The sequence below is a fragment of the Allobosea sp. CER48 genome (assembly GCF_044752385.1).
Taxonomy (GTDB): Bacteria; Pseudomonadota; Alphaproteobacteria; order Rhizobiales; family Beijerinckiaceae; genus Allobosea.
The window spans coordinates 1-11681 of sequence record NZ_JBIWYK010000048.1; the positions used below are offsets into that span (position 1 = coordinate 1).

13 protein-coding genes are annotated in these 11681 nt (G+C 67.8%); all 13 read right to left on the reverse strand.

Annotation, left to right across the window (positions count from 1 at the left end):
- Window positions 1-118: 118 nt before the first annotated feature.
- Entirely contained in the window at window positions 119-1438 is a 1320-nt protein-coding gene (rimO, locus tag ACIPIA_RS03670) for a 30S ribosomal protein S12 methylthiotransferase RimO (RefSeq protein WP_400506782.1), read from the reverse strand.
- A 105-nt stretch (window positions 1439-1543) separates the two neighbouring features.
- Entirely contained in the window at window positions 1544-2410 is an 867-nt protein-coding gene (locus ACIPIA_RS03675; protein WP_400506784.1) for a sulfurtransferase, read from the reverse strand.
- Window positions 2407-2844, reverse strand: a complete 438-nt coding sequence (locus ACIPIA_RS03680; protein WP_400506786.1) for an OsmC family protein — start codon at window positions 2842-2844, stop codon at window positions 2407-2409. Before ACIPIA_RS03680 ends, ACIPIA_RS03675 begins: the two co-directional genes overlap by 4 nt.
- A gap of 126 nt (window positions 2845-2970) precedes the next feature.
- Window positions 2971-4017 (reverse strand): sulfate/molybdate ABC transporter ATP-binding protein, encoded by a 1047-nt coding sequence (locus tag ACIPIA_RS03685; RefSeq protein WP_400506788.1) that lies wholly within the window; start codon window positions 4015-4017, stop codon window positions 2971-2973.
- A gap of 16 nt (window positions 4018-4033) precedes the next feature.
- Window positions 4034-4924, reverse strand: a complete 891-nt coding sequence (cysW, locus tag ACIPIA_RS03690) for a sulfate ABC transporter permease subunit CysW (RefSeq protein ID WP_400506790.1) — start codon at window positions 4922-4924, stop codon at window positions 4034-4036.
- Complete coding sequence (cysT, locus tag ACIPIA_RS03695) at window positions 4917-5810, reverse strand: sulfate ABC transporter permease subunit CysT (protein ID WP_400506792.1); 894 nt, start codon at window positions 5808-5810, stop codon at window positions 4917-4919. The genes cysW and cysT overlap by 8 nt, the downstream gene beginning before the upstream one ends.
- Window positions 5811-5823: 13 nt before the next feature.
- Entirely contained in the window at window positions 5824-6864 is a 1041-nt protein-coding gene (locus ACIPIA_RS03700) for a sulfate ABC transporter substrate-binding protein (protein ID WP_400506794.1), read from the reverse strand.
- 193 nt (window positions 6865-7057) lie between these two features.
- On the reverse strand, window positions 7058-8515 hold the full coding sequence (gene cysG, locus ACIPIA_RS03705; RefSeq protein ID WP_400506795.1) for a siroheme synthase CysG: 1458 nt from the start codon (window positions 8513-8515) through the stop codon (window positions 7058-7060).
- The gene (locus tag ACIPIA_RS03710) at window positions 8512-8763 is read right to left on the reverse strand and encodes a hypothetical protein (protein ID WP_400506797.1); all 252 of its coding nucleotides are present in this window, start codon (window positions 8761-8763) and stop codon (window positions 8512-8514) included. Before ACIPIA_RS03710 ends, cysG begins: the two co-directional genes overlap by 4 nt.
- A 2-nt stretch (window positions 8764-8765) precedes the next feature.
- A complete protein-coding gene (locus ACIPIA_RS03715) occupies window positions 8766-9290 on the reverse strand; it encodes a DUF934 domain-containing protein (RefSeq protein ID WP_400506798.1) in 525 nt (174 codons plus the stop codon).
- Window positions 9277-10947, reverse strand: a complete 1671-nt coding sequence (locus ACIPIA_RS03720; protein ID WP_400506800.1) for a nitrite/sulfite reductase — start codon at window positions 10945-10947, stop codon at window positions 9277-9279. The genes ACIPIA_RS03715 and ACIPIA_RS03720 overlap by 14 nt, the downstream gene beginning before the upstream one ends.
- Window positions 10948-10950: 3 nt before the next feature.
- The gene (locus tag ACIPIA_RS03725; protein ID WP_400506802.1) at window positions 10951-11307 is read right to left on the reverse strand and encodes a DUF2849 domain-containing protein; all 357 of its coding nucleotides are present in this window, start codon (window positions 11305-11307) and stop codon (window positions 10951-10953) included.
- Window positions 11307-11621 (reverse strand): 2Fe-2S iron-sulfur cluster-binding protein, encoded by a 315-nt coding sequence (locus ACIPIA_RS03730; protein WP_400506804.1) that lies wholly within the window; start codon window positions 11619-11621, stop codon window positions 11307-11309. Before ACIPIA_RS03730 ends, ACIPIA_RS03725 begins: the two co-directional genes overlap by 1 nt.
- Window positions 11622-11681: the final 60 nt, after the last annotated feature.

Genomic DNA, 11681 nt, shown 5'->3' on the forward strand with positions numbered 1-11681 from the left:
AGCCGCGCATTCAGTTCGTCGACGCTTGCGGCGGCGATCAGAACGTCGCTCGCGACCGTCAGGGCCGCATCATCCGCCGCATCTGCCAGTTCAACTGAACTGCGGCGCGGGCTCTGCCTCAGACGGCGACGCCGTGGAGATCATAGGCATCGGCGCGCTCGATCTTGACGGTGACGATGTCGCCGGGGCGCAAGGGCCGGCGGCTCGCGACATAGACATTGCCGTCGATCTCGGGCGCATCCCATTTCGAGCGGCCCTTGGCGACGGTCGGGCCGGCCTCGTCGATGATGACCTGGATGCGCTTTCCGACCCGGGCCTTGACGATGCGGGCAGAGATCTCCGCCTGCGCCTTCATGAAGCGGTGCCAGCGTGCCTCCTTCACCTCCTCGGGGACGAGGGCGAGGCCGAGGTCATTGGCCGGGGCGCCCTTGACCGGCTCGTATTTGAAGCAGCCGACGCGCTCCAGCTTCGCTTCCTTCAGCCAGTCGACGAGGATGTCCATGTCCTCCTCGGTCTCGCCGGGGAAACCGACGATGAAGGTCGAGCGGATGGCGAGGTCCGGGCAGATGTCGCGCCATTTGCGGATGCGGTCGAGCGTGCGGTCCTGGTGAGCCGGGCGCTTCATCGCCTTCAGCACGTTCGGAGAAGCGTGCTGGAACGGGATGTCGAGATAGGGCAGCACCAGCCCTTCCTGCATCAGCGGGATGACCTCGTCGACATGCGGGTAGGGATAGACATAGTGCAGGCGCACCCACATCCCCATCTGGCCGAGCTCCTTGGCGAGCTCGAAGAAGCGGGTGCGGACCTCGCGGTCCTTCCACATCGAGGGGGCATACTTGATGTCGAGGCCGTATGCGCTGGTGTCCTGCGAAATGGCCAGCAGCTCCTTCACGCCGGCCTTGGCCAGCTTCTCGGCCTCGCGAAGCACGTCGCCGATCGGCCGCGAGACGAGATCGCCGCGCAGCTTCGGGATGATGCAGAAGGTGCAGCGGTTGTTGCAACCCTCTGAAATCTTGAGATAGGCGTAGTGCCGCGGCGTGAGCTTCACGCCCTGGTCGGGCACGAGGTCGACGAAGGGGTCGTGCTTCGGCGGCACCGCCTGGTGCACGGCCGAGACGACGCTCTCATAGGCCTGCGGGCCGGTGATCGCGAGCACGTTCGGGAAGACGTCGCGGATCTGCTCGGGCTCGGCGCCCATGCAGCCGGTGACGATGACCTTGCCGTTCTCGGCCATGGCCGAGCCGATCGCCTCCAGCGACTCCGCCTTGGCGGAATCGAGGAAGCCGCAGGTGTTGACGATGACGAGGTCGGCGCCGGCATGGCTCTTGGAGAGCTCGTAGCCCTCCGAGCGCAGCGAGGTGATGATCCGCTCGGAATCGACGAGCGCCTTGGGGCAGCCCAGCGAAACGAAGGAGATTTTCGGCGCGACGGCGTTCATCGGCTGATGGCTCGGTCCATGATGTCAGGAAGCACCCGCGCGTCGCGGCGCGCGATTGGCGCTTCCTTTGAACCGTTTCAGCCTGTTTGGCAATCCGCGAGCGTGTCAGGCAGCCTGGCCCGTGGCGACCGGGCGTTCCGGGTCCTGCGTCCAGTCGGTCATCGAGCCGTCGTAAAGCGCAACCTCGTCGCGGCCGAGAACCTCGGACAGGACGAACCAGTTCGCCGCGGCGGAATGGCCGGTGTTGCAGTAGGAGACGACGGGCCCCTCCGGCACGCCAGCGAACAGCTTCTCCAGATCGCCCGGCGCCTTCAGCTTGCCGCTGCCGGGCTCGAAGGCACCGGCATAGTCGCGCTGGATGGCGCCCGGGATATGGCCGGCCCGCGTCGCTTCCGCAGACTTCTCCCGCCCCTCGAAATAGCTCGGCCCGCGCGCATCGACGAGGCTCGCCTGCTTGCTGCGCTGGGCGACGAGGGTGGCGTCGGCCGTGCTGCGCAGTTGCTGCTGGGCCACGACCGGGTAGGGCGAGGTGCTCTTCGGCGCCGCCGGGCCACGCTCGACCGGTCGCTTTGGATCGGCCGTCCAGCCTTTGAAACCGCCGTCGAGAATGGCCTGCTGGCCGTGGCCGATGAACTTCAGCGTCCAGTAGACCCGTGCCGCCGCCGCGAAGTCGGTCGCGGCGGTCCCGGCCGGTACGATGACGACGTCGTCATGCGGCTTGATGCCGAGCCGCCCGGCAAGCGCGGCGAGATGGTCGAGCGAGGGCAGCATGCCCGGCGCATTGCCGATCCGCGCCCGCCAGCCGTCGGCGGCATAGTCGGAATGGACGGCGCCGGGGATATGCCCGGCCTCGAACACATCCCTGCCGCCATCGGCGGCGGTGCGGATGTCGATGACGACGAGATTCGCGTCGCCCAGCCGCGCGGCAAGCGCTTCCGGCGAAATCAGCCCTGCGAATTCAGCCTTGCTCATTCGGCAGCCTCCTTGTGCAGTTCGTCGATCACCTCGAGGCTGTAGCTCATCTCGGCCGTTGCCCCGAGCATGATCGAAGCCGAGCAGTATTTTTCCTTCGACAATGTGACGGCCCGCTCGGCCTTGGCGTGCGACAGCCCCTTGCCGGTGATGCGGTAGGCGAGGTGGATCTTGGTGAAGACCTTGGGATCGGTCGTGGCGCGCTCGGCTTCGACATCGACCTCGCATCCGGTGATGTTTTCGCGACCCTTCTTGATCATCCCGACGACATCGAATGCCGTGCAGCCGGCGAGCCCGATCAGCAGCATCTCCATCGGCCGGATGCCGAGATTGCGCCCGCCATATTCGGGCGCGCCGTCCATGATCATCGCGTGCCCGCTGCCGGACTCGCCCATGAAGGCCATGCCATCAACCCATTTCGCGCGTGCTTTCATCGCGATCTCCTGTCCGGATCGAGCACCGGCGGCGAAGCGCCGGCCGGAATCGTCCGGGAGGCTATGGCATCGGGCCGAAAAGAGGAAACCGGTTTTCGGCGTCCTCCGGTGTGCGGAAGGGCGGTATCAGGCGGCGGCGAACAGGTTGCCATGTGCGATCCGCAGCCGGACCCGCTCGCCGATCGCTGGCGCGACCTGGCTCGCAAGATCGACGTCGAGGCGCTTCTTCAGCCCCTCGACCGCCACTTCAGCCCGGCGCAGGGGCCCGTTGCGGCGCAGGTGCTCGACCACGCCGGGCAGGGCGAGCGGGGTCTCGTCGACGATGCGCAGATGCTGCGGCCGGACATAGAGCGAGGCCGGGCCGCCCTGGTTCTGCGACAATCCGCCCAGCACCGGCCGGTCGCCGAAAAAGGCCTGGCTGCCGACGACCTTCACCGGCAGCTTGTTCACCTCGCCGAGGAACTCGCAGATGAACGGCGTCGCGGGATGATCGTAGACATCGTCGGCGGAGCCCACCTGCTCGATGCGTCCCTCGTTCAGGATCGCCACGCGGTCGGCGAGTTCCAGCGCCTCTTCCTGGTCGTGCGTGACGAAGACGGTGGTGTGGCCGGTGCGGCCGTGCAGCTCGCGCAGCCAGGCGCGCAGGTCCTTGCGCACCTTGGCATCGAGTGCGCCGAACGGCTCGTCTAGCAGCAGCACGCGCGGCTCGATGGCGAGCGCGCGCGCCAGTGCCACGCGCTGGCGCTGCCCGCCCGAGAGCTGGCTTGGATAGCGCTTTTCCAGGCCCGGAAGCTGAACCAGTTCCAGCAAGCCGCTGACGCGCTTGCGGATCTCGTCGTTGCCCGGGCGCTCGTGGCGCGGCCGGGACCTCAGCCCGAAGGCGATGTTCTCGCCGACGTTCATCGTTTTGAACAGCGCATATTGCTGGAAGACGAAGCCAATGCGCCTATCGCGAAGCGAAAGGTCCCGCGTATCGGTCTCGCCGAACAGGACGCGGCCGCGATCGGCCTGCTCCAGCCCCGCGATCAGCCGGAGCAGGGTGGTCTTGCCCGAGCCCGACGGTCCGAGCAGCGCGACCAGTTCGCCCGGCTGAATATCGAGCGAAACGCCCCGAAGCGCGGCGAAATTGTCGAAACGCTTCTCGATGGTCTCGATGGTGACGGCGACCGACATGGCCCAGCTCCTTGGGTCAGTGGCGGCGGCTGGCGGCGATCGCATCGCCGTAGCGCCATTCCAGCAGGGTCTTGAGCACGAGGGTGACGAGGGCGAGCCCCGCCAAAAGCGAGGCCACCGCAAAGGCCGCCGCTCCCATGTACTCATTGTAGAGGATTTCGATGTGCAGCGGCATGGTGTTGGTCAGGCCGCGGATCTTGCCCGATACGACCGCGACGGCGCCGAATTCGCCCATCGCGCGGGCGTTGCAGAGCAGCACGCCGTAGAACAGGCTCCACTTCACGTTCGGCAGCGTAACCGAGAAGAACACGCGCCAGGGCGAGGCGCCGAGCGTCAGCGCCGCTTCCTCGTCGGCCGAGCCGAGCGACTGCATATGCGGGATCAGCTCGCGCGCCACGAAGGGGAAGGTGACGAACACCGTGGCAAGGATCAGCCCGGGCAGGGCGAAGACGATCTTCAGGTTGTTGGCCTGCAGCCATGGCCCGAAATAGCCTTGCGCACCGAAGAGCAGCACGAAGACGAGGCCGGAGATCACCGGCGATACCGAGAAGGGCAGGTCGATCAGGCTGATCAGCAGGTTCTTGCCTGTGAATTCGAACTTTGCGATGGCCCAGGCCGCCGCGATGCCGACGACGATGTTGAAGGGGACCGCGATCGCCGCGACGGTGAGCGTCAGCCGGATCGCGGCGAGCGCATCGGGTTCGGTGATGGCGGCGCGATAGGCCTCCCAGCCCTTGGCGCCGGCCTCGACGAAGACCGTGAGGAGCGGCAGCAGCAGGAAGAGCAGCAGGAAGGCGAGCGAGATCGCGATCAGCGCGATCTGCATGCCGAGGCTCTCGCCCCGCGCGCGGCTGGAGCTGCGAGGCGGCTCTGCGGCGATGGCGGCGGGCAGGGTGGCGTCAGACATCGCCGAACCTCCGCCGGGCACGGGCCTGGATCAGGTTGCCGGCGAGGATCAGCGCAAACGAGATCAGCAGCATCATCGTCGCGACCACGGCCGCGCCGGCATAGTCGAATTGCTCCAGCCGGATCACGATCAGCAGCGGGGCGATCTCGGAGATCATCGGCACGTTGCCTGCGATGAAGATCACCGAGCCGTACTCGCCGACGGCCCGTGCGAAGGCGAGCACGAAGCCGGTCAGCAGCGCTGGCGCGACCTGTGGCAGGATCACCCGGAAGATCGTCCTGGAGCGGCTGGCACCGAGCAGGGCCGCGGCCTCCTCTACATCGCTCTGCAGCTCCTCCAGCACCGGCTGCACCGTGCGGACGACGAAGGGCAGGCCGATGAAGATCAGAGCCACCATCACGCCGAGGGGGGTATAGGCGACCTTGCCGTCGAAGCCGAGGGAGAGGCCGGTGAAGGGGATATCGAGCCTGAAGGCGAGCGGCGCGAGCAGCGAGCCGACCCAGCCGTTCGGCGCGTAGATTGCCGCGAGCGAAATGCCGGCTACCGCCGTGGGCAAGGCAAAGGGCAGGTCGACGGCCGCATCGATCAGGCGCCGGCCAGGAAACGTGTAGCGCACCAGCACCCAGGCCAGGATCAGCCCGAAGACGGCGTTGACGAGCGCGGCGAACAAGGCCGCCGTGAAGGAGAGCTTGAGGGCGGCGAGCGTGCGCGGTGACGTCGCCACCGCCCAGATATCCGAGGGGCCGGCGCTGGCTGCCTTGAGGAACAGGGCAGCCAGCGGGATCAGCACGATCAGCGACAATGCCGTGACGGTGATGCCGAGAGCCAGCCCGAAGCCGGGCAGGATGCTGGGTTCGCGCCATCGGAAGGTCGTTGTCGCCGTCATGAATGCGAACCCTTCAGCGTGCCGGCTTGTAGAGCTGGTCGAAGGTGCCGCCATCGCCGAAATGGGTCGGCTGCGCCTTCTTCCAGCCACCGAAGACGTCGTCGATCGTCACCAGCTCGACCTTCGGGAAATTGGCGACGTCCTTGCCGTCGGCGGCCTCGGGATTGCGCGGGCGGTAGAAGTTCTTTGCGATGATCGCCTGCGCCTTCGGGCTGTAGAGGAAGTCGAGATAGGCCTGCGCCGGCTCGCGGGTCTTCTTGGCGTCGACATTGGCATCGACCAGCGCGACCGGCGGCTCGGCCAGGATCGACAGGCTCGGCACCACGATGTCGAACTTGTCGGCGCCGAACTCCTTCAGGGCGAGGAAGGCCTCGTTCTCCCAGGACAGGAAGACGTCGCCGATGCCGCGCTGGGTGAAGGTCGTGGTCGCGCCGCGGGCGCCGGTGTCGAGCACCGGGACATTGGCGAGCAGCTTGCCGATATAGTCGCGCACCTTCGCCTCGTCCTTGTTGAAGGCCTTCTCGGCATAGGCCCAGGCGGCGAGGTAATTCCAGCGCGCTCCGCCCGAGGTCTTCGGGTTCGGCGTGATGATCTGGACGCCGGGTTTCACCAGGTCGCCCCAGTCCTTGATCGCCTTCGGGTTGCCCTTGCGGACGAGGAACACGATGGTCGAGGTGTAGGGCGAGGAATTGTGCGGCAGGCGCTTCTGCCAGTCGAGCGGCAGCTTCTTCGAGCGTTCGGCGATGGCGTCGATGTCGCCGGCCAGCGCCAGCGTCACCACATCGGCGTTGAGCCCGTCGATGACGGTACGGGCCTGCGCGCCGGAGCCGCCATGCGACTGGCGGATCGTGCCGATCTTCCTGTCGGGGTTCTTGGCGTTCCACTCGGCGATGAAGGCCGCGTTGATGTCGCGATAGAGTTCGCGGGTGGGGTCGTAGGAAACGTTGAGGAGCTCGGTCTGGGCGCGGGCGCCGGCGACGACGCCGAAGCAGAGTGTGAAGGCTCCCAGAACAAGCCCTGCCCGGAGGAGGCGGCGAAACACGGGTCGCGTCATGTCAGGGCTCCGTTGCGTTCACGGCGATGCTCGGGTCAAGCTTCGATCCGTTCTTAAAAACAAACGAAACGTACTGAATCGTAGGCCTTGTCTCAATGACCTCCGGCAATGTGCGCTTTCCAAACTTGGGCGCTGGAGGAGAAAACGCATCTCCCGCGACCTCGTTCCCGCCTGCGGGCGAAGCCGGCCGGCATCACGCGCTGCGGCGGTCCTGGGTCTGCTCGGCGTCGGCCAGGGCCGGGCCGAAAGCGTGGCCGAGCAGGACGAGCACCGGGCCGCTTGCCGGCAGTTCGCCGAGCCGCTCGGGCAGCGTCGCGATCGTCGCGGCGACGCGCGCCTCGTCCGGCCGCGTGGCGGCGAGCACGGCCACGGCCGGCGTCTGCGGGTCGAGCCCGGCGGCGATGGCGCGCTCGCGGAAGCCGGGCAGGGTTGCCCGGGCCATGTAGATCACGGTCGAGGCCGCCGGGTCGGCCATGGCGCGCCAGTCCAGATCATCGGGCAGGTCGCCCTTGCGCGAGTGGCCGGTGACGAATTGCAGACGCCGCGCATGGTCGCGATGGGTCAGGGACAGGCCGAGCGAGGCGGCGGCGCCCTGCGCGGCGGAGATGCCGGGCACGATGGCGACAGGGATGCCGGCGTCCTGGCAGGCCTCGATCTCCTCGCCTGCGCGGCCGAAGATGCCGGGATCGCCTCCCTTCAGGCGCACGACATGTTTGCCCTGTGCCGCCAGCGAGACGATCAGCGCATTGATGTCGCCCTGCTTTACCGAGGGGCCGTAGCCGGTCTTGCCGACCAGCATGCGCTTCGCCTCGCGCCGCGCCAGTTCGAGCACGCCGGGCGAGACGAGGTCGTCATAGAGGATGATGTCGGCGCTCTGCAGCGCGCGGATCGCCTTCAGCGTCAGCAGCTCCGGGTCGCCCGGGCCGGCGCCGACCAGCGTGACGCGGCCTTTTCCGTCATGCGCGGCTTCGATCTGTGCGAGGCGCGCGAACAGTTCCGCCTCGTCCTGCGGGCCCGGAATGCGTTCCGGATCGGCCATCGCCTTGCCGGCGAAGAGCTCCCAGAAGGCGCGCCGCAGTGCGAACGGCAGCTCGCGTGCCTGGACGGCGGGGCGCCAGTCCGCGGCCGCCTGCGCCCAGTTCTTCAGCCCCGCCGGCAGCAGCGCCTCGATCTTGGTGCGGATCGCCTGGCCGAACACCGGGGCGGCGCCATCGGTGGAGACGGCCACGATCAGGGGCGAGCGGTTGACCAGCGCGCCGAAGGCGAAGTCGCAATAGTCCGGCTTGTCGACGATGTTGACGGGCACCCCGGCCTGTCGAGCGGCCGCAACGAAGGCACGGACCGCATCGGCGTCATCGAGGTCGGCCACGGCGATCGCCGCGTCGGTGAGGTCATCGGCCTGCCAGGCACGGCCGTGAACATGCACGCGGCCGCGGGCCTCGCTCTGCGCCAGCCCGGCGAACAGCCTGGATTCTGTATCCGCGAAAACATGCAGCTCCGCCCCGGCGGCCGCCAGCAGTTCCGCCTTCCACAGTGCCCCTTCGGTCGCGCCGGCGAGCACGACCTTGCGCCCGTCCAGCTTGTGGAAGAGCGGCAGCGTCGCCAGCGGCTCGATACGGGCCGCGGTGGATTCGGGCTGTCTGTCGGTCATTGCGTCGTCGCTACGGCCTTCTCATCTGCCGCTCTGCGCTCGTTGCCCGCCGGTGGCGTCAGCAGCCACAGCGCGGCCAGTGCCAGGATGATAAGGCGAAAGCAAAGATCGAACCAGCGGCCGCGTGCCTCGCTGCTGGGCTCGGAGGGAAGCAGGGCCTCGAGCTCCGCGTTCAGGTCGTCCTCATCGACCGCCGCGGCGGCGCGGGAACGTTCGAGCGGGCCTTGTACTGCGGTCGAGATCGCCATGTTCACTCCGCCGCGATGGGCGCCGTGGCTCTCGCCACCCGGCGCTGGTCGAGGATGTTGCTTCCGGGCCCGCCATAGCCGCGCTGGTAGGTCGCGCTGAACGATTCCCGCGCATGCAGCCATTGCGGCACCGGTTGGCGCGCCGCACTCGCCTCCGGCAGCTCGATCGTGTCGAAGCCGCAGGAAAGGGCGTAGGCGAACTGATCGGCGATCAGCGGGCCGCTTGCCCGGATTTCGCCGGTGAAGCCCGCCCGCCGGATCTGACGGGCGAGGCTGAAGCCGCGCCCGTCCGAATAGGCGGGAAAGGCGATCGCGACGAGCGCGAGCTGCGGCAGGAAGGGCGCGAGCGCGGCGAAGGGCACGGAGTTGGGCAGGATGACGCCGATCCGCTGATCCGGAGTCTGCGCCGCGAGCGCCTCCGCCAGGGCTTCCCAGGGCACCAGCGCCGCGGGGATGTTGCCCGTCGCCGCGCCTTCGCTGCGGGTCCAGCGCTCCTCGGCGCTTCCGTTCCGGTCAAGCAGCGGCACGGGCGGCCTCCTGGAATGCGGCCTTGAAGGGCCCGAGGCCGATACGGCGGACGTTGTCGATGAAGCTTTCGCCATCGCTGCGCTCGGCCAGATAGACGGAGACGATCCGCTCGATCGCATCCGGCACCTCCTCGGCGGCGAGGCCGGGGCCGAGGATTTCGCCGATCGCCGCGTTCTCGGTGGCGTCCCCGCCGAGCGTGATCTGGTAGGATTCGATGCCGCGCTTCTCCAGGCCGAGAATGCCGATATGGCCGACATGGTGGTGGCCGCAGGCATTGATGCAGCCGGAGATCTTGATGCCGAGCGGGCCGATCTCGCGCTGGCGCGTTTCATCCGCGAAGCGGCTCTGGATCGCCTGCGCGATCGGGATCGAGCGCGCCGTGGCGAGCGCGCAATAGTCGAGGCCGGGGCAGGAGATGATGTCGGTGACGAGGCCGACATTCGCCGTCGCCAGGCCGGCGTCCCCGAGCCGCTGCCAGATCGCGAGCAGGTCGCGCTGGCGCACATGCGGCAGCACGAGGTTCTGCGCATGGGTCACACGCAGCTCGTCGAAGGAGTAGCGTTCGGCGAGATCGGCGACGAGGCGCATCTGATCGCTGGTCGCATCGCCCGGCGCCTGGCCCGGCGGCTTCAGCGAGATCGTCAGCGCGGCGTATCCCGGTACCTTGTGCGGCGCCGTGTTGACCTCGACCCAGCGGGCGAAGGCGGGGTTTGTCGCCTTGGCCGCTTCGAGCGTGTTGCTCACGGCCGGCAAGGTCTCGTAGCGCGGCGGCGCGAAATAGGCGGCGATGCGCGCGACCTCTTCCGGGTCGGCGTTGATCGAGGGGCCGTCGAGCTCGGCGAATTCGGCCTCGACGCGGCGGGTGAATTCCTCGGCGCCGATCTCGTGGACGAGGATCTTGACGCGTGCCTTGTACTTGTTGTCCCGCCGGCCCTCGAGATTGTAGACGCGCATGATCGCCTCGAGATAGGCGAGCAGGTCCTGCTTCGGCAGGAATTCGCGCACCACCTTGCCGATCATCGGCGTGCGGCCGAGGCCGCCGCCGACGCTGACCTCGTAGCAGATCTCGCGCGTGTCGGGATGGCGGCGCAGGCGCAGGCCGATGTCATGGGCCTTGATCACCGCGCGGTCGTGCTCGGCGCCGGTCACCGCGATCTTGAACTTGCGCGGCAGGTAACTGAATTCGGGATGGGCCGAGGACCATTGCCGGATCAGCTCGGCGGTCGGGCGCGGATCCTCGATCTCGTCCTGCGCCACGCCGGCGAAGTGGTCGGCCGTGACGTTGCGGATGCAGTTGCCGGAGGTCTGGATGCAGTGCATCTCGACATCGGCGAGCAGGCCGAGAACCGCGGGGATGTCGCGCAGCTTCGGCCAGTTGAACTGCAGGTTCTGGCGCGTGGTGAAATGGCCGTAGCCGCGGTCGTAGCGCTCGCCGATCAGCGCGAGCTGGCGCAGTTGACGGCTGTTCAGCGTGCCGTAGGGAATGGCGATGCGCAGCATATAGGCGTGGAGCTGGAGATAGACGCCGTTCTTCAGCCGCAGCGGCTTGAACTCGTCCTCGGTCAGCGAGCCCTCGAGCCGGCGTGCCACCTGGTCGGTGAACTGTGCCACCCGCTCCCGGACGAAACGCTCGTCGAATTCGTCGTAACGATACATGGGTCAGCCCTTCGGCGCAGAGGCGATGCCTTCACCGGCCTGCTTGCCGAGATCGGGACGATTGCTGGGGCCGAGCGTCTTGAAGCGCTCGCGGAAATGGCGGGGAACCGGGCGGCGGCCTTCGATCGCGACATCGACGAGATAGGCATCGACGACCTTGTTGCCGCGCAGTTCGGCCGTGGCGAAGGCCTCCAGCCGGTCGGCAGCGGCGTCGTCGGCCGCAACGAGGGCCAGCGCCGGGTCGCGGGTCCAGACGAGGGCAGCGGCGTCGCCGGCCGTGGCGAAGACGACGTCACCGTCGAGCAGGTCGTTGGCGAGGAGGATCGCCGGCAGCGGGACGCGTTTCGGGGCGGTGGCCATCACGCGGCCTCCGCGAGCGTCAGCGTCAGCCCGTCGAGATGGTCCGACCAGATGATCTGGCAGGAGAGGCGGGAGGTCGGCTCGATCAGGGGCAGTTCGTCAAGCGCGTCGATCTCCTCGTCGCGCGGCTCGGGCAGCTTCTGGGCCCATTCCTGCGCGACGATCACATGGCAGGTGCCACAATCGCAGGAGCCGCCGCAAACGCCTTCGATGCCGACCTTGTAGTCGCGCAGGATTTCCATGACCCGCCAGCCTTCGACGGCCTCCAGTTCATGGCTCCTGCCTTGCCGATCGATGACGTTCAGAACTGCCACAGCATACCCATCCCTGTTTCGTCTTCAGGACAGGGATTTTACGCTACGAGCGGGTGATAG